This is a genomic window from Microbacterium sp. (assembly GCF_029263575.1).
Classification (GTDB): Bacteria; Actinomycetota; Actinomycetes; order Actinomycetales; family Microbacteriaceae; genus Microbacterium.
In genome coordinates this window covers 1-16142 of record NZ_JAJUFV010000067.1, presented here as the reverse complement: position 1 = coordinate 16142, position 16142 = coordinate 1, and the positions used below count along the sequence as shown (strand labels likewise).

20 protein-coding genes and 1 pseudogene are annotated in these 16142 nt (G+C 65.8%); 6 read left to right on the top strand and 15 right to left on the bottom strand.

Annotated elements, in window-relative coordinates:
- The 8 genes and pseudogenes from Q1J95_RS08640 to Q1J95_RS08605 form a co-directional block, all read right to left on the bottom strand.
- A pseudogene (locus Q1J95_RS08640) lies at nt 1-273 on the bottom strand (DNA-protecting protein DprA); the annotation flags it as partial.
- Entirely contained in the window at nt 270-1799 is a 1530-nt protein-coding gene (locus Q1J95_RS08635) for a YifB family Mg chelatase-like AAA ATPase (RefSeq protein WP_300267083.1), read from the bottom strand. The pseudogene Q1J95_RS08640 and the gene Q1J95_RS08635, both read right to left, overlap by 4 nt.
- Complete coding sequence (locus Q1J95_RS08630; RefSeq protein WP_300267082.1) at nt 1796-2158, bottom strand: YraN family protein; 363 nt, start codon at nt 2156-2158, stop codon at nt 1796-1798. The genes Q1J95_RS08635 and Q1J95_RS08630 overlap by 4 nt, the downstream gene beginning before the upstream one ends.
- Before the next feature lie 104 nt (nt 2159-2262).
- Nucleotides 2263-2589 carry a DUF2469 family protein gene (locus Q1J95_RS08625; protein ID WP_300267081.1) on the bottom strand — a complete coding sequence of 109 codons (327 nt, stop codon included), beginning with the start codon at nt 2587-2589 and terminating at the stop codon, nt 2263-2265.
- A gap of 20 nt (nt 2590-2609) precedes the next feature.
- Nucleotides 2610-3269, bottom strand: a complete 660-nt coding sequence (locus Q1J95_RS08620; RefSeq protein ID WP_300267079.1) for a ribonuclease HII — start codon at nt 3267-3269, stop codon at nt 2610-2612.
- Nucleotides 3266-3997, bottom strand: a complete 732-nt coding sequence (lepB, locus tag Q1J95_RS08615) for a signal peptidase I (protein WP_300267077.1) — start codon at nt 3995-3997, stop codon at nt 3266-3268. Before lepB ends, Q1J95_RS08620 begins: the two co-directional genes overlap by 4 nt.
- Before the next feature lie 121 nt (nt 3998-4118).
- Nucleotides 4119-4466: a 50S ribosomal protein L19 gene (gene rplS / locus Q1J95_RS08610; RefSeq protein ID WP_300267076.1), complete on the bottom strand. Its 348-nt coding sequence runs from the start codon at nt 4464-4466 to the stop codon at nt 4119-4121.
- Between the two features lie 166 nt (nt 4467-4632).
- Nucleotides 4633-5127, bottom strand: coding sequence for an MFS transporter permease (locus Q1J95_RS08605; RefSeq protein ID WP_300267075.1), 495 nt, complete (start codon nt 5125-5127; stop codon nt 4633-4635).
- A gap of 98 nt (nt 5128-5225) precedes the next feature.
- Here Q1J95_RS08605 and map point away from each other — a divergent pair, with 98 nt between their 5' ends.
- Nucleotides 5226-6008: a type I methionyl aminopeptidase gene (gene map / locus Q1J95_RS08600; RefSeq protein WP_300267074.1), complete on the top strand. Its 783-nt coding sequence runs from the start codon at nt 5226-5228 to the stop codon at nt 6006-6008.
- Between the two features lie 30 nt (nt 6009-6038).
- Here map and Q1J95_RS08595 read toward each other — a convergent pair whose 3' ends face one another.
- From Q1J95_RS08595 to Q1J95_RS08575, 5 genes are all read right to left on the bottom strand, one after another.
- A complete protein-coding gene (locus Q1J95_RS08595; protein WP_300267073.1) occupies nt 6039-6779 on the bottom strand; it encodes a class I SAM-dependent methyltransferase in 741 nt (246 codons plus the stop codon).
- Nucleotides 6780-6886: 107 nt separating this feature from the next.
- Nucleotides 6887-8485 carry an ABC-F family ATP-binding cassette domain-containing protein gene (locus Q1J95_RS08590; protein WP_300267072.1) on the bottom strand — a complete coding sequence of 533 codons (1599 nt, stop codon included), beginning with the start codon at nt 8483-8485 and terminating at the stop codon, nt 6887-6889.
- An 85-nt stretch (nt 8486-8570) separates the two neighbouring features.
- A complete protein-coding gene (locus tag Q1J95_RS08585; protein ID WP_300267071.1) occupies nt 8571-9164 on the bottom strand; it encodes an energy-coupling factor transporter transmembrane protein EcfT in 594 nt (197 codons plus the stop codon).
- Nucleotides 9161-9874, bottom strand: a complete 714-nt coding sequence (locus Q1J95_RS08580; protein ID WP_300267070.1) for an ABC transporter ATP-binding protein — start codon at nt 9872-9874, stop codon at nt 9161-9163. Before Q1J95_RS08580 ends, Q1J95_RS08585 begins: the two co-directional genes overlap by 4 nt.
- The gene (locus Q1J95_RS08575) at nt 9861-10466 is read right to left on the bottom strand and encodes a biotin transporter BioY (RefSeq protein WP_300267069.1); all 606 of its coding nucleotides are present in this window, start codon (nt 10464-10466) and stop codon (nt 9861-9863) included. The genes Q1J95_RS08580 and Q1J95_RS08575 overlap by 14 nt, the downstream gene beginning before the upstream one ends.
- Nucleotides 10467-10519: 53 nt before the next feature.
- On the opposite strand from Q1J95_RS08575, the gene Q1J95_RS08570 reads away from it, so the two are divergent.
- The 5 genes from Q1J95_RS08570 (at nt 10520) to Q1J95_RS08550 (ending at nt 15093) form a co-directional block, all read left to right on the top strand.
- Nucleotides 10520-11107, top strand: a complete 588-nt coding sequence (locus Q1J95_RS08570) for a TetR family transcriptional regulator (RefSeq protein WP_300267068.1) — start codon at nt 10520-10522, stop codon at nt 11105-11107.
- A gap of 77 nt (nt 11108-11184) precedes the next feature.
- The gene (locus Q1J95_RS08565) at nt 11185-11838 is read left to right on the top strand and encodes a DedA family protein (protein ID WP_300267067.1); all 654 of its coding nucleotides are present in this window, start codon (nt 11185-11187) and stop codon (nt 11836-11838) included.
- A gap of 5 nt (nt 11839-11843) precedes the next feature.
- Entirely contained in the window at nt 11844-13064 is a 1221-nt protein-coding gene (locus Q1J95_RS08560; RefSeq protein ID WP_300267065.1) for a histidine kinase, read from the top strand.
- Nucleotides 13061-13729: a response regulator transcription factor gene (locus Q1J95_RS08555; protein WP_300267064.1), complete on the top strand. Its 669-nt coding sequence runs from the start codon at nt 13061-13063 to the stop codon at nt 13727-13729. Before Q1J95_RS08560 ends, Q1J95_RS08555 begins: the two co-directional genes overlap by 4 nt.
- 95 nt (nt 13730-13824) lie before the next feature.
- Complete coding sequence (locus tag Q1J95_RS08550; RefSeq protein ID WP_300267063.1) at nt 13825-15093, top strand: acyltransferase; 1269 nt, start codon at nt 13825-13827, stop codon at nt 15091-15093.
- A 47-nt stretch (nt 15094-15140) separates the two neighbouring features.
- On the opposite strand, the gene Q1J95_RS08545 is transcribed toward Q1J95_RS08550, so the two are convergent.
- Together Q1J95_RS08545 and sufC are read right to left on the bottom strand one after the other, a co-directional pair.
- Nucleotides 15141-15470, bottom strand: a complete 330-nt coding sequence (locus Q1J95_RS08545; protein ID WP_300267062.1) for a metal-sulfur cluster assembly factor — start codon at nt 15468-15470, stop codon at nt 15141-15143.
- Between the two features lie 10 nt (nt 15471-15480).
- Nucleotides 15481-16142: Fe-S cluster assembly ATPase SufC (gene sufC, locus Q1J95_RS08540; protein WP_300267060.1), on the bottom strand; the 662-nt coding region annotated here is incomplete at its 5' end.

The following is a 16142-nucleotide window of genomic DNA, read 5'->3' as shown; positions in this document are numbered from 1 at the left end:
TCTCTTTCGTCCCTCGCGCAGCGCCCGTTGAGATCGCTCGGTCGTCTCATCGAGGGCGACGAGCTCGGCCTTCATCTGGTCGTGCGGCGTCAGCGCGAAGCGCAGTGCCTCGGCGGCTCCGAGCTGCGCGATGAGTGCCCCGGCCACCCCGTCGCCGGGTTCGGCGACAACGCTCCAGGCGACGCGCGCCAGCGCATCCTCCGCGGCATCATGCGGTCGCAGTCGCGCGAGCGCCGAGCGAACATCGGCGTCCTCCAGCAGGTCGTCGATCATGCGTTGAGTCCTTTCTTCAGAAACAGAGCGCGCCCCAACTCGTCGCGGCCCGGCCTGTCGATGCCCGCGAGATCGGCCATGGTCCACGCCAAGCGCAGCACCCGGTCGTAGCCGCGCAGTGTAAGTTGTCCGCGTTCGAGAGCGCGATCGAGCCCCGTGCGTACATCAGCGGGTAGTCGCGTATCACCCTGTCGAAGCCACGAGCCGGCGACGTCGGCGTTGATGCGCCACGGCGTCTCAGCCCAGCGAGCCGCGGCGCGCTCACGAGCCGCCTCGACCCTCGCCCGCGCCTGAGCTGTCGTCACGCCTGAGCGCTCGGTGGACGTCGCGAGCGATGCCGCGACCCTCGTGATCTGAATGTCGATGTCGATGCGATCACGCAGCGGACCGGAGAGCCGGGAGGCGTATCGACGAATCGCGATGGGCGGGCAGATGCATTCCGCACCTCGCACGCCGTAGTTTCCGCACGGGCACGGATTCGTGGCCAGAGCGAGCTGGAATTGCGCCGGAAATCGAGCATGGAATCCCGCCCGATCGATCTCGATGCTGCCCGATTCGAGCGGTTGACGAAGCGCATCCAGTGCCACACGCGAGAACTCTGCCGCCTCATCGAGAAACAATACGCCGCGGTGCGCTCGGACGATCGCTCCGGGGCGCACCGCACGGGATCCGCCACCGACCAGAGCAGCCACCGAGGCGCTGTGATGCGGTGCCTCCAGCGGCGGCGTGTCATCGAGCGCATGGACAGCAGCACCTGTCAGCGACCGGATCGCGGCGACCTCCAGAGCGGCCTCCTCCGACAATGACGGCAGGATGCCGGGAAGGCGGCGTGCCAGCATCGTCTTGCCGGCGCCAGGGGGCCCGCTCATCAGCAGATGGTGGCCGCCGGCTGCCGCGGCGATCAGGGCGTCGACGGCCTCTTCCTGCCCGACGACATCGACGAGATCCAGCAGCGGCTGATCGGTCTCAGACGCGATGGGTGCCGTCACCGGCTCCGTCTCTGTCAGGGCGATGTCGGCGCCATGCCACAGGGCGACCTCTGCCAGCGTCGTGGCTGCGCGCACCTGCATGCCCGGCACGAGCCGCGCCTCCGCCTCGTTGGCGTGCGGCACGACGACGCGGTCGAACCCCGCCCGCGCCGCGGCGAACACAGCAGGCAGCACGCCGGGTACAGGTCGCACACGGCCGTCGAGACCCAGCTCACCGATATGCACCGTGCGCGCGATCGACGCGGCATCCAGCACCCCACCGGTGGCCACGGCGCTGATTGCGATTCCCAGGTCGAAGCCGCTGCCGTGCTTGGGCAGACTCGCCGGCGACAGGTTCACCGTCAACCGCCGTCGAGTGAGCTTCAACTCGGCGTTCGTCACGGCGTTGTGCACCCGCTGCGCGGCCTCGCCCAGCGCTTTATCCGGGAGCCCGACGATCTTGAAGCCTGGCGTCTGATTCGACACGTCGGCTTCGATCTCGACCAGGTGCCCCTCCACGCCGGTGAGGGCGACGGCCCACGTACGCGCGGTCCTCATCGCAGATCCACCAGGTGATCAATGCTTCCCTCAGCGGGATCGGCGCCGATGATGCCGACGATCTCGAGCCGAAGCATCCGCCGCCTGCCATGCTCCGGGTGAGCGGTGGCCCAGGCGTAAGCGAGCCGCCACAGGCGCTGCCTCTTACGCTCATCGATCGCATCGAAGGGGTGCCCGAATCGGGTGCTGCTTCGTGTCTTCACCTCGATGAAGCACAGCACATCCTCGTGCACGGCGACGATGTCGAGTTCTCCCTGGTGACATCGCCAGTTGCGGTCGATGATGTCGTATCCGCGGCTGAGGAGGTGCGCGGCGGCGCGGTCTTCGCCCGCCCGCCCGAGGTCGTCTTTCGCTGCCATGAAGACAGCATGCGTGTGTCGCGAATGCCGGAGATCGACGTATCACACGATCTGAGCAATCAGCGGGAAAATACTTTCCGGTGCAGTGTTACTCGCCGCGGCGGCTACTTGCCGTCGAGTGACAGATCCTCCGGCAGCTCCAGCTCTTGACGCTGCAGCTCTTCGACGTTGACGTCCTTGAACGTCAGCACCCGCACGGCCTTGACGAACCGGTCTGCCCGGTAGATGTCCCACACCCAGACATCCGTCATCGAGATCTCGAAGTAGAAGTCGTGCTCGGTGTCCTTGCGGACGACATTGACCTCGTTCGCGAGATAGAACCGGCGCTCCGTCTCGACGACGTACTGAAATTGACCTACGACATCGCGATACTCGCGAAACAGCGCCAGCTCGAGCTCGCGGTCGTAGTCATCGAATGCCTCTTCGTCCATGATGAGTCCATCCTATGAGTTCAGAACAGGGTCGGGGCATCGGCGATCGCCCAGGACGCCCGGTGAAACGGCGACAGCCCCTCAGCGCGGATGGCCGCGCGATGCTCGACGCTGGCATAACCCTTGTTGCGATCCCACTGATAAGCCGGATGATCGTCGTGCAGGTGCGCCATGTGAGTGTCGCGCGCGACCTTCGCGATCACCGATGCCGCCGACACGGAGGCGCAGTCGCGGTCGCCTTTGATGACCGAGCGAACCTCGAGCGGGATCGCGTGCACGCGGGAGAGGTAATCGTAGTTGCCGTCCAGGAGCACCAGCGCGCCTTCCAGCGCGGCACCCTGCGCCACGACAGCGTCGACCGCCCGCGAAGCCGCGAGGCCGAGCGCATACATGATGCCACCATCATCGACCTCGGCTGCGCTCGCCCACCCGACGCCGGATGCCTGCACCCACGAGGCCGCACGGGCGGCGACGTCGCCGCGGCGCTTCTCTGGTACGAGCTTCGAGTCGCGCAGACCCTCTGGAACGCGCCGCCGGGCTCCCGCGGCATCCATCACGGATGCGCCCACGGCGACCGGGCCGGCCAGCGCTCCGCGCCCGACCTCATCGAGCGCGATGATCAGCTCGTACTCGGCGAGGAGCTTTCGCTCCAGGGTGAGCCTCGGCGAGACGACGGTCATTCGGCTGGTTCCGGTACGCCGGCGAATATCTCGTGGTGCCCATCGATCGTGCCGATCCGCCCCAGCGGCCAAGTCATGAAGAACGCCTTGCCGACGACATTGTCTATCGGTACGAAACCGCCGGTGGGAAGGTCGAGGTGCGCGCGTGAGTCCTGCGATCGGTCACGGTTGTCGCCGAGCACCCAGAGTGAATCCTCCGGCACGGTGATGTCGAACGGCTCGTTCGAGGCCTGTGTATCGCCCTCGGGCAAGTTCAGATACGACAGCTCATCGATCGGAGCGCCGTTGATCTCGATCTGGCCCAGAGAATTGCAGCACACCACATGGTCGCCGGGCAGACCGATCAGGCGCTTGACGAGGTGGTCTTCACTGTCAGACGACGAGATGCCGATGACCGTGAGCACGGCGTCGATCGCCTCCAACAGGGGCGGCCCGTCAGGTTCATTCACGTGCGGAGGCAGCCACCCGCCAGGATCTTGAAAGACGATGACGTCGCCACGCGCATACCCGGTCCAGCGAGGCGTGAGCTCATCGACGAGGATGCGATCGTTGACCAGCAGCGTCTTCTCCATCGACGCCGACGGAATGTAGAACGAGCGCACGATGAACGTCTTCACCAGAAACGACACGAGCGCTGCGATGACGATGATGATGAGGACGTCTCGCAGGAAGATCAGGAATCCGCGGCGTCTCTTCTGGGGGACGTCGGGGGCGGATTCAGTCGTCATCGTTTTCCTTCACGAGGGTCATCGCACCGCACTGTGACGGTACCTTCAAGGTTCGCACACTCTGAAGCAAACAAAACACCCCGAGACGCTGTGTCTCGGGGTGTTTGCGGTGAAGCCGCGATCAGTTCTCGCGCTTCTCCTTGATCTTCGCCTTCTTGCCACGCAGCTCACGCAGGTAGTAGAGCTTCGCACGGCGCACGTCACCGCGGCTGACGATCTCGATGTGGTCGATCACCGGAGAGTGCACAGGGAAGGTGCGCTCGACGCCCACCTGGAAGCTGATCTTGCGGACCGTGAAGGTCTCGCGCACACCGGCACCCTGACGGCCGAGGACGACGCCCTGGAAGACCTGGATACGGGAGCGGCTGCCCTCGGTGATGTTGACGTGCACCTTGACGGTGTCACCGGGGCGGAAGTCGGGAATGTCGGAACGGAGCGAAGCCGCATCGACGGCGTCGAGGATCTGCATGATCGTCTCTCTCTGCACTCGCCACAGGTCGGATGCATGGGATGGAAGGGATACGTGAAGTGTGTGCCGTACGGCGCGAAGACGCGCACGTGGACTCCCCTGAGGCAGAGTCGGTCACGGCCCAACGAGCTATTCTGCCACGGATCGAGCACGCGACCAAACCGTGTCAGTTCTCCGAAGTCGGCTTCTCGTTGATGATGAAGACATCGCTCTCGGGCGCAGAACGCTGTGGCCGCTCTTCCCCGGGGTTCGCTCCGGTCACCGTGGTGAACCGGATGCTGCCACCCGCACCGCGCGCCTCGTTGAACAGCTGCCACAGCATCAGCCAGAACAGGCCGATGGCGACGATGATCGCCGCGACCAGCAACAGCGCGAACCAGGCTTGCGGGTAGCATCCGACCGCGATCGTCAGCGCGTGCCAGATGCCGAATCCGAGCACGTCCCACCACGACGCCATCTGCGTCTCACGGGCCGACGGCCGCGCCCGCTGGAGCAGTGTCAGCACGATCTGGCCGATGAGAACCGAGGGAATCGCGATGAAGAGCACCCACAGGAAGGCCCAACCGCCGGCGTTGAACACGCCCCAGCCGATCAGCAGCCACAGTGGCAGCACCAACGCCGCCGGGAACATCCAGCGATAGAAGACGCGACGCAGCCACATGCTTCGATCGTACGGGCGACGGCACAGATACGGCCCGGTGTTCGCTGTGAGCGACGTTCGAATTGATCGGAGACAATAGAGGGGACGAGAGGAAATTCATGATCGAACTGCGCACCCCTGCCGAGATCGAAGAGATGCGAGCGGCCGGACGATTCGTCGCCGAGACCCTGGCGACGCTGCGCGACGAGACGAAGGTCGGCATGAACCTGCTCTCGATCGATCGCCGCGCCCACGACCTGATCCGCAGGGCCGGAGCAGAATCCTGCTACATCGACTACGCACCGTCGTTCGGCAACGGGCCTTTCGGCAAGGTCATCTGCACATCGATCAATGACGCGGTGCTCCACGGACTCCCCCACGATTACACGCTGCGCGACGGCGACCTCGTGTCCTTGGACTTCGCTGTCGCCGTCGACGGATGGGTGGCAGACTCGGCCGTTTCCTTCGTCGTCGGCACGGCGCGCGACGAAGACCTGCGCTTGATCGATACGACCGAGCGCGCTCTGGATGCCGCGATCGCCGCGGCCACGGTCGGGAACCGCATCGGCGACATCTCGGCCGCCATCGCTCAGGTCGCCCATGGTGAGGGCTACTCGATCAACACCGACTTCGGCGGCCACGGCGTCGGTCGCACCATGCACGGCGACCCGCATGTACCCAATGACGGCCGCCCGGGCCGAGGATTCCCCTTGCGCGCCGGACTCGTGCTGGCGTTGGAGCCCTGGTTCCTCGCCACGACAGACAAGCTGCGCACCGATGACGACGGCTGGACCCTCCGCAGCGCCGACGGCTCGCGCGGCTCGCACTCCGAGCACACCGTCGCCATCACCGATGACGGTCCGATCATCCTCACTGACCGCCGCTTCCTCGGCGTCGGCTGACACTCCGCGGCGCGCCGGACGAGGTTGCGCTCAGACTGAGCGGTACACGTAGATCTCCGTGACGATGGGGAGGATGAACGTTGACCGGTCGGCGGTTGCGGGATCCGCGTCGAGGATGCTGTTGAGCTGGGCGACCATGCCCGCGCGCGTCTGCTCGTCTGCGGCCAGGAAGCTGCTCACCGTGAGCCAGCGACGGATGTAGTCCTGCCGCGTGATGTGCTCGGACCAGCTCACCTCGGTGCGGCCTTCGAACGCGAAGCCGGGCAGCTCGTCAGCGGCGGATGCCGTGGTGCCATCACGCTCCAGGCTCACGGCCGGATGCGCGACGCGGTGGCACTCACGATCCCATGAGCACGACGCGTCGGAGTGGTTCCACAGCAGTCCCAGCGTGCCGCCGGGCACGAGCACGCGCCGAATCTCGGCGCACGCGGCATCCCTGTCGAACCAGTGGAAAGCCTGCGCCACAGTGACGGCATCCATCGTGTCATCGGCAAGCGGAATCTGCTCGGCTGCCGCGAGGTGCGCCTCTACGGACGGGAGCTTCGCGCGCAAGACATCGAGCATCGCGGTCGACGGCTCGACCGCTGTCACCCGATCGGCACGTGGCCCCAGCAGCACGGTGAACTTGCCGGTTCCTGCGCCGAGATCGAGCACAGCTCCCACCCGATCCGGCACGATCGCCTCCGCCGCGGCGACCGGAAACCCCGGCCGATACCGGTCGTACTCCGCGCCGATGCCTTCGAATGACCTGGCCAGTTGCTGATCCACCACGCCTTGAGCCTAACGGCCGCTGGGACCACAAACGCATTGCCGCATGAGAAACGTCGTGGCAACACGTTTCTCATGCGAGAGAACGTTTTTCGCGCCGCGCAGCAGCGCTATGCGAGCTCGATCAGCTCCTGGTACTCCTGACTCCAGATGTCTTCGACGCCGTCGGGCAGGATGAGAACCCGCTCGGGATTGAGTGACTGCACGGCCCCGGGATCGTGCGAGACGAGCACCACGGCGCCCTCGTAGTGCGCGAGCGCGTCGAGAATCTCTTCGCGTGAGGCAGGGTCGAGGTTGTTGGTCGGCTCATCCAGCAACAGCAGGTTCGCCGAAGACACGACCAATGTCGCCAACGACAGGCGCGTCTTCTCTCCACCCGAGAGAACCCCGGCGGGCTTGAGCACGTCATCACCGGTGAACAGGAATGACCCGAGAACGCGACGCGCCTCGGTCTCGGTGATGTGCGGCGCCGCTGAGACCATGTTCTGCAGCACCGAGCGCTCGACATCGAGGTTCTCGTGCTCCTGCGCGTAATAGCCAACCTTCAGTCCGTGGCCGTGCTCGATCGTGCCGGTGTCGCCTTCGTCGACGCCCGCGAGCATGCGCAGAAGCGTCGTCTTGCCCGCGCCGTTGAGGCCGAGGATGACGACTTTCGAGCCACGATCGATTGCCAGGTCGACGTCGGTGAAGATCTCGAGTGAGCCATACGACTTCGACAGCCCGGTCGCGAAAATCGGCGTCTTGCCGCAGGGTGCCGGTTTCGGGAAGCGCAGTTTGGCCACCCGATCGACCTCGCGCACATCTTCGAGTCCGGAGAGCAGCTTCTCGGCCCGGGCGACCATCTGGTGTGCCGCCGCCGCTTTCGACGCCTTGGCACCGAAACGGGCGGCTTGCATCTGCAGCTGGGTCGCCTTCTTCTCGGCGTTGGCACGCTCTTTCTTGCGCCGCTCCTCATCTGCCACGCGCTGGCGCAGATAGTTCTTCCAGTTCATGTTGTAGATGTCGATCACCTGACGGTTCGCGTCGAGGTAGAACACGCGGTTGACCGTCTCGCCGACGAGATCGACATCGTGGCTGATCACGATCAGCCCGCCCTTGTAGCCCTTGAGGAACTCGCGCAGCCATACGACGCTGTCGGCATCGAGGTGGTTGGTCGGCTCGTCGAGGATCATAGTGTCAGCGTCCGAGAAAAGGATGCGCGCGAGCTCGATACGGCGACGCTGTCCACCGGAGAGGGTCTTCAGCGGCTGGTCGAGGATGCGATCGGGCAGCGCGAGGTTGTTGGCGATGGATGCCGCTTCCGCCTCGGCGGCATACCCGCCGAGCGATTCGAACCGCTCGGTCGCGTTCGTGAACTTCTTCATTGCCCGCTCGGCGATGGACGGGTCATCGGATGCCATATCCGAGGCCGCCTTGGCCATGCCGAGCTGAATCGTTCCGAGTCCACGGGCGTCGAGGATGCGCGTACGCGCAAGCATCTCGGGGTCTCCGGAGCGCGGGTCCTGCGGCAGATAGCCCAGTTCGCCCGAGCGGGCGACCTTGCCATCGGAGGGCAGGACGTCGCCGGCGAGAACCTTCGTCAAGGTCGTCTTGCCTGCGCCGTTGCGGCCTACGAGGCCGATCTTGTCACCGTCGCTCACACGGAACGACACGTTCTCCATGAGCAGGCGTGCGCCCACGCGAATCTCGAGGTCGTGCACGGCAAGCACAGGAAACGTCCATTTCGTCGGAGAGTGAAAACGGCCGAAGGGCCAACCACCCAGTATAGGACGCGCACCTGAGCGCCAGCCGACCTCAGCCCATGCCGCGAGCGGTCATGGCGTCACCCACGTCATCAGCGTGCCGCAGCGCCATCACGAGAAGCGGCACGACGACGCCGATTCCCAGGCGCACATCCCGGGCCTGCTGTGCTTCGCGGATGCGCGCTGCCTGCGCGGCGATCACCGGCACCATGGTGATGCACAGTGAGATAGCCATCGACACACCCGCGGGGTTCACGCCGAATCGTCTGAGGGGCAGCAGCAGCAGATTGATGACACCCAGCAGATCGCTCATCCGTGTCGTCAGCGTGAGCAGCCCGGCCAGCAGAACAATCGCGACCACGCGTCCGGTGTTGATCCAGGCCGCGAGCGGTGAAACGAAAATCGCTAGGAACACCGCCAGCACGATGATGAGCACACGGAGCTGCCACAGTTGGCGGCAGAACTCTCTCCGCGGTACGCGTGCGATGACGAACATCACCGCGACGATCCCGAGTGCGACGGCGATGCTGATCGCATCGTGCGGATACAGCGACAGCACGAGTGCGATGACCGCGAGCCCAGTCAGCTTCACGGCCGCCGACAGCCGATGCACGATGCTCGTGCCGGGGCGATACAGCGAGATCACACGAACATCCGCTCGTACCCGCCGATGATCTCGTCAGCCGCGCCGACGGCCTGCACCCGCCCCCGATCGAAGAGCACGGCCACGTCGCAGCGTCGGGCAAGCTCCAGATCATGAGTCACGATCACGACCTGCATCGGCAGTTCGTCGATGAGGATGTTCCCGACCCGGCGGGCGTTTCCTCTGTCCAACAGCGTCGTCGGCTCATCTGCGACGAGCAGATGCGGCCGCCTGACGAGCACCGACGCCAGCGCAAGGAGCTGCTTCTGCCCACCGGACAGGGTGTACGCCGGAGCGTCCGCATGTTCGATGAGTCCGTACGCCGCCAGCGTCTGTTCAACACGACGCGTGACGTCGGCACGATCGAGCCCGCTTCGATTGAGCGAGAGCGCGACGTCTTCTGCGACGGTCGGCATGAGGATCTGCGCATCCGGCGATGAGAATACGAAGCCGACGCGATGACGAGCTTCGGCCGGACGAGCCACCGCATCGACGCCATGCACGTGGACGCTGCCGGATGACGGCTTTACGAGGCCGTTGAGCAGGCGCGCAAAGGTGGACTTCCCCGAGCCGTTCGCACCGATCACCGCGATGCGGTGGGCATCGACCTCGAGTGAGACGTCCTCCAAGATGCGTCGCGCGTCGAGGGTGACCGAGACATCGTGAAGAACGATCCGCGCCGGGGCGGACGACGTGTGCTCAGGCGCGGGCATCAGCAGGTTCGCGCGCTTCGACCTCGGAGCGGGCGGGCGCGCCGAAAGCTCGTGGATATGCGCGCCACAGGGCGCGGGTGAGCACGGTCGCCACCGCGACCTTCAACAGATCTCCGGGGAGGAACACGGCACTCGCGAGCAGAGTGGTCGGCAGGTCAACGCCGGTCACCCACGCCTGCACAGGAATGCCGAACAGGTAGATCACACCGATCCCACCCACGACCGTTCCCAAAACGATGCGCCACCAGGCTGGCCCGCCAGCCTTCTGACGCACGATGAGTCCGATCACGAAGGCGCCGACGACCCAGCCGATCAAGTACCCAGCGGTCGGGCCGAGGAAGACACCGAGCCCACCGCGGCCGCCCGAGAGCACCGGCAATCCGACAGCCGCCAGCACGAGCACGATGAGCACGGCGAAGCTGGCGCGACGCGCACCGAGCACCACCCCGGCGAGCATGACAGCCAGACTCTGCGCGGTGACCGGAACACCACCCGGCAGGGGAACCGCCACTGTGCCGAGCACGACGATCAGCGCTGCGAAGATCGCGATGCGGGCGAGGTCTCTGGCGTCGAAGGACGCGGATGCTGACATGATTGGCCTTCCTGAACACTGTTCACCTGAACGCCGTTCAGTATACTCAGAACATGTCCCCCGACAACCACAGCGGCCGGCATGATCGCGCGAGCATCACGACGACAGCCCTGCGCCTGCTCGACGACGTGGGCCTTCCCGACCTCAGCATGAGGCGTCTCGCCACCGAGCTCGGGGTGCAACCCAGCGCGCTCTACTGGCACTTCGCCAACAAACAAGCACTTCTCGCCGCGATCGCCGACCGTATCCTCGAGCGCGTGAACACTTCGCGCACCCGAGACGGTGACGTTGTCGCCGTGGCCCACAGCATCCGCGACGCCCTGCTGGCATACCGCGACGGCGCCGAGGTGGTCATGAGCAGCTATGCCCTCGGGCTCGGCGCAGATCGCGCACACGCCGCACTCACCACGGCTCTCACGAGCACGGCAACGGCAACGGCAACGGCAACGGCACAGGTAAGCGATCGCACGGCGGTGCTGCTGCAGTTCATCCTCGGCCACGCCCTGCTCGTCCAGCAGCGTCTGCACGCCGAGAGCTACGGCGCAGCCGCGCCTTCCGCTGATGCTGACCCCTCAGCCGCCATCGAGTCAACCTTCGATCTCGGAGTGCGAGCCTTTCTGATGGGCCTACCCACCGAATGAAAGACCCCTCTGCGGTATGACCCACGCGATACCCGAGGGTGATGTGTACGTTGCCGGTGGCGACGTACTTTCAGCGTGTGGACATCATCAACGATCTCATCCTGCAAGCGGCGACCTCGCCCTGGCTCTACCTGATCATGCTCGCCACGGCTGTGATCGATGGCTTCTTCCCACCGATTCCGAGCGAGACCGTGCTGGTCGCCGCCGCGGCTGTCGCAGCATCCAGCGGCGGAGTGAACATGGTGCTGTTGATCACCGTGGCAGCGCTCGGCGCCGTGATCGGCGACAACATCGCCTACGCCATCGGCCGCGCCGTCGGCACGTCACGTTTCGCGTGGATGCGCCGACGCCGCGTCGCTCGGGCATTCGACCGGGCGGGGCGAACTCTCCGGCAGAGCGGTGCGCCGCTCATCCTCGGCGCGCGGTACATCCCGGTCGGCCGCGTCGCGGTGAACATCTCGGCGGGGGCTCTGGCGTACCCGCGACGCATGTTCGTGCCACTCAGCATGATCGCAGGCGCCAGCTGGGCGCTCTACAGCGCGGGCATCGGGCTCCTGGCCGGGCAGTGGCTCAAAGATCAACCGCTGCTCAGCGCCGTGCTGGGTATCGTTCTCGCCCTGACCGTCGGCATCGTGATCGACCGTGTCGCAGCCGCTCGTCGCCGGCGCCGTACGACCGCCACGCAAGCACCCCAGACTGAGGACTGCGCACCCGTATGCGTGGGAGGATGACTCGCATGGCATCCAGGCACAGCATCGAGCCGAACCGGCATGCCTCGCGCCTGCCGCGTGGTCGCCGCCTCGCGATGATCATCATCCTGGCGGTCATCGCCATCGCCCTCTACAGCGTCCTGGTTCCCGTACACGCGACGTTCTACGGCACGCACGTCGGACTGACGATGCTGCTCGGGCTGATCGCCGTCGCCTCGCCCCTGGTCTCGATTCGCTATCCCGTGTCAGCGATCGCGTCGTTCTCGCTCTCCGCCGGTCTGATTCCGCTCATGACCGCGCGCGACATCGAGCTCGCGGCCCCGTGGCCCTGGTCGGTTCCGATGCTGATCGCCTTCGCCGTCGCGGTGGCCAGCGTCACCTTCCGGCACGGCTGGCGGCTCGGTCTCATCCAGCTGATCGCCGCGGGTCTGGCCGGCGCGGCAGCCGCCGTGTTCCAGCCTTCGATCCCCAGCGGCAATTCGCTCATCGTGACCATGTCGGTGGTAGCGGGAATCTACCTGATCGCGGTCCTCTTCACCGGCCGGTTGCGCCTGGGCGACGAACTCACGCGTGAGCGCGCGCACACGGCTCAAGAACAGGCGAAGCGCGAACTGGTCGAAGAGCGCACCCGCATTGCACGCGAGCTGCACGACGTGGTCGCTCACAGCATGTCGATCATCCAAGTGCAGGCGTCTACCGCCCGCTACCGTGTGCCAGAGCTGCTGCCGGAGGCTGCAACGGAGTTCGATGACATCGCGGCATCCGCACGCACGGCGCTCGTCGAGATGCGTCGGATTCTGGGCGTGTTGCGAACAGACGACCACACTGCCGAGCTGGCACCGCAACGCGGCATCGACGACGTGCCGGCGCTGGTCGAGACGACCAGACGTGCTGGCGCCGACGTATCGCTTCTGCTGAGCGTGAGCGACGACGTCGCGGATGCCACGCAGCTCGCCGCGTTTCGCATCACGCAGGAAGCGCTGAGCAACGCGGTACGGCATGCGCCCGGGGCAGCGATCGCCGTATCCTTGACCGCAGACGAAGCCGACGTGACCGTCACGATCCATAATGCGCGATCGGATCATGACGCCTCGCCGTCGGCGGGCCATGGCCTGCGCGGTATGACGGAGCGCGCCGAGATCATCGGGGGCACCATCCAGGCCGGCCCCGACGGCGACGGCGGTTGGACCGTCACTGCGCGGCTCCCCCGATTTCCCCTCTCACCGCCCGCGGAAGGCAGCCTGTGACGATCGAAGTCCTCATCGCCGATGACCAGGCCATGGTTCGAGCGGGTTTCGCCGCTCTGCTCGGGGCACACGATGGCATCACCGTCACCGGCCAGGCCGTCAACGGCGCAGAAGCCGTCTCCCTCGCGACACGCCTCGACCCCGATGTCATCTTGATGGACGTGCGGATGCCGGAGATGGACGGTATCGCCGCGACGCAACGCATCCTCGGCCCCGCATACCCAGCGGCGAAGGTGCCGCGCATTCTCATGCTCACCACCTTCGACATCGACGACTACGTCTACGACGCCCTCCAGGCCGGCGCCAGCGGATTCTTGCTCAAGGACGCACTGCCGGAGGAACTCGTGCACGCCGTGCGAGTCGTCGCCGCCGGGGACGCCTTGCTCGCACCGAGCGTCACGCGCCGGTTGATCGCTCAGTTCGCGTCGCAGAAGTCACGCACCGGCGCATCCGCGCACCTGCTGGCCGACCTCACCGAGCGCGAGCGAGAGGTGCTCGTGCTGATCGGGCAGGGCCACTCGAACAGCGAGATTTCCACGGCGCTATTCATCGCCGAGCAGACTGTCAAGACGCACGTCGGCAAGGTGCTCGCGAAGATCGGCGCGCGCGACCGCGTGCAGGCGGTCATCTTCGCCTACGACACCGGCCTCGTCGAGCCCGCCTGACCCTACCCCGGTACGACACAGCTCGACACCCTGGAGTGATGTGGTGCGCGGCACCGCGTTCATAACCTTCTCGGACACCCGCCGAGGAGGAGCATATGGCCATCGCCGAACTGCAGACCGCGCCCGCACGCGAGACCCGAGCGACACGAGACACCGGCATCGATCTGGTCCGTTCCTTCTGTGTACTCGGCGTCGTCGTCTTGCACTCGCTCATGGTGGGGGTGACCGTCACCCAGGCCGGTCCGATCTTCGCCAATGCGAGCGAAGGGGAAGCGTGGATCGTTCCGCTCAGCTGGATCTTTCAGGTCATGCCACTGTTCTTCGTGATCGGTGGTTTCGCCGGCTACACGTCGTATCAGCGGTCTCGGCAGCGCGGCGGCACAGCCGCGTCATTCGCGGCCGCTCGTATCCACCGACTGCTGCTGCCCGCCGCGTGCACGATCGGCGTCGTCGCTCTCGCGCTCACGGCGCTCCTCGTGGTCGGCGTGCCGAACGAACTGGTCGGCATCGCCGGATACCGGTTCGGCCAACCGCTCTGGTTTCTCGGCGTCTTCCTGCTCTGCCAGGTGCTTCTTCCCGCTCTCGTCGCCGCCCACGAACGTGCTCGGTGGCGCACCCTCACGCTGCTCGTCGCCGCGGCGGTCGCCGTCGATGCCGCACGGATGCTCACCGGGGACGCACTGTTCGGGGTGCTCAACCTCGCGTTCGTCTGGCTGGCATTGCAGCAGCTCGGGTTCTTCCTCGCCGATGGCTATATCCCGTCGATGCTTCGCCGCACGCGCGGACTGATCGCCGTGGGCGCCACGGCAGCACTCGTGATCAGCGTCGTGCTGGGCGTCTACTCCCCCGATCTCATCGAGAACATCAACCCGCCGACGACCGCGCTGCTGCTGGTCGGCATCGCCCACACGATGGTGATGTCTCTCCTGCGCGACCGCCTCGATCTCTGGAGCCACTCGCGGGTCGGCTCCGCGATGCGCCGGTTCGTCACCCCGCGCGCTATGACGATCTATCTCTGGCACATGCCGGTGCTGCTGGTGATGGCTGGGACCTCGGCGTTGTTCGCGATGTTCACGGGGATCGCTCTGCCAGAGCCCAGCAGCCTCGCCTGGTGGCAGACCCGCCCGCTGTGGCTGATCGTCGTTCTCACGCTGACCGCGGCCATCGCGCTGGCGCTCGCTCGTATCGAAGCCGTCCCTGCGCCGGTTCACACCGAGTCGCCCGCACGACTCATGAGCGCGACAGTCGTCGGCATCGGCGCGATCGCCGGATTGCTCGTGATCGGGACGACGCCGATCACGGGCGTCGGAGCGCTGGCGCTGACGCTGGTAGCACTCCGCCTCGCCCGGGCGCGCCGACGGTGACTCCGCCCAACACCTACCGGGGCAGTGCCGTCATGATCCGACGCGTGTCAGATCGCGAAGCCGAGCGCACGCATCATGTCGCGACCGTCATCGGTGATCTTCTCGGGACCCCACGGCGGCATCCACACCCAGTTGATGCGGAACCGATCAACAACGTTGTCCAGCGCCTGCGCGGTCTGCTCTTCGAGCACGTCGGTCAGCGGGCATCCCGCACTCGTCAACGTCATATGGATCACGAGAGCATCGTTCTCGTCATCCCACGCGAGGTCGTAGATGAGGCCCAGGTCTACGACGTTGATCCCCAGCTCGGGATCCATGACGTCCTTGAGGGCCTCCGTGACCTCTTCGAACTTCTCAGGAGCAAGCGTCGCCGTCATAGTGCTCAGCCTACGCCTCTATCGGGGCCGAAGGGTCGAGGAAGCGGTCGTAGCCTTCTTCCTCAAGACGGTCAGCCAGCTCAGGCCCGCCCTCTTCCACGATCTTTCCGGCGACGACCACGTGCACGAAGTCGGGGCGGATGTAGCGCAGGATGCGGGTGTAGTGGGTGATGAGCAGCACACCCAGCCCCGTGGCCTCTTTCGCACGGTTGACACCCTCGGAGACGATCTTCAGCGCGTCGACGTCGAGACCGGAGTCGGTCTCATCGAGAACGGCGAACTTGGGCTTCAGAACCTCGAGCTGCAGGATCTCGTGGCGCTTCTTCTCGCCACCGGAGAATCCCTCGTTGACGTTGCGCTGCGCGAACTTCGGGTCCATGCGCAGGTTCGTCATGGCCTGCTTGACATCTTTGGTCCAGTGTCGGATCGAGGGCGCTTCGCCGTCGAGCGCGGTCTTGGCCGTGCGCAGGAAGTTCGTCACTGTCACGCCGGGGATCTCGACCGGGTACTGCATCGCAAGGAACAGGCCGGCGCGTGCACGCTCGTCAACGGACATCTCCAGGACGTCTTCGCCGTCGAAGGTGATGGTGCCGCCGGTGACGGTGTACTTCGGGTGGCCGGCGATCGTGTAGGCAAGCGTCGACTTGCCCGAGCCGTTGGGGCCCATGATGG

What these genes read in the sequence shown, in the direction of transcription:
- lepB (WP_300267077.1), bottom strand. Translation starts at nt 3,997, where the DNA reads ATGACGACTGAATCCGCCCCCGACGTCCCCCAGAAGAGACGCCGCGGA.
- Q1J95_RS08625 (WP_300267081.1), bottom strand. Translation starts at nt 2,589, where the DNA reads ATGGACGAAGAGGCATTCGATGACTACGACCGCGAGCTCGAGCTGGCG.
- rplS (WP_300267076.1), bottom strand. Translation starts at nt 4,466, where the DNA reads ATGCAGATCCTCGACGCCGTCGATGCGGCTTCGCTCCGTTCCGACATT.
- Q1J95_RS08620 (WP_300267079.1), bottom strand. Translation starts at nt 3,269, where the DNA reads ATGACCGTCGTCTCGCCGAGGCTCACCCTGGAGCGAAAGCTCCTCGCC.
- map (WP_300267074.1), top strand. Translation starts at nt 5,226, where the DNA reads ATGATCGAACTGCGCACCCCTGCCGAGATCGAAGAGATGCGAGCGGCC.
- Q1J95_RS08545 (WP_300267062.1), bottom strand. Translation starts at nt 15,470, where the DNA reads ATGACGGCGACGCTTGCTCCTGAGAAGTTCGAAGAGGTCACGGAGGCC.
- Q1J95_RS08575 (WP_300267069.1), bottom strand. Translation starts at nt 10,466, where the DNA reads ATGTCAGCATCCGCGTCCTTCGACGCCAGAGACCTCGCCCGCATCGCG.
- Q1J95_RS08605 (WP_300267075.1), bottom strand. Translation starts at nt 5,127, where the DNA reads ATGTGGCTGCGTCGCGTCTTCTATCGCTGGATGTTCCCGGCGGCGTTG.
- Q1J95_RS08550 (WP_300267063.1), top strand. Translation starts at nt 13,825, where the DNA reads ATGGCCATCGCCGAACTGCAGACCGCGCCCGCACGCGAGACCCGAGCG.
- Q1J95_RS08580 (WP_300267070.1), bottom strand. Translation starts at nt 9,874, where the DNA reads ATGCCCGCGCCTGAGCACACGTCGTCCGCCCCGGCGCGGATCGTTCTT.
- Q1J95_RS08635 (WP_300267083.1), bottom strand. Translation starts at nt 1,799, where the DNA reads ATGAGGACCGCGCGTACGTGGGCCGTCGCCCTCACCGGCGTGGAGGGG.
- Q1J95_RS08630 (WP_300267082.1), bottom strand. Translation starts at nt 2,158, where the DNA reads ATGGCAGCGAAAGACGACCTCGGGCGGGCGGGCGAAGACCGCGCCGCC.
- Q1J95_RS08560 (WP_300267065.1), top strand. Translation starts at nt 11,844, where the DNA reads ATGGCATCCAGGCACAGCATCGAGCCGAACCGGCATGCCTCGCGCCTG.
- Q1J95_RS08570 (WP_300267068.1), top strand. Translation starts at nt 10,520, where the DNA reads ATGTCCCCCGACAACCACAGCGGCCGGCATGATCGCGCGAGCATCACG.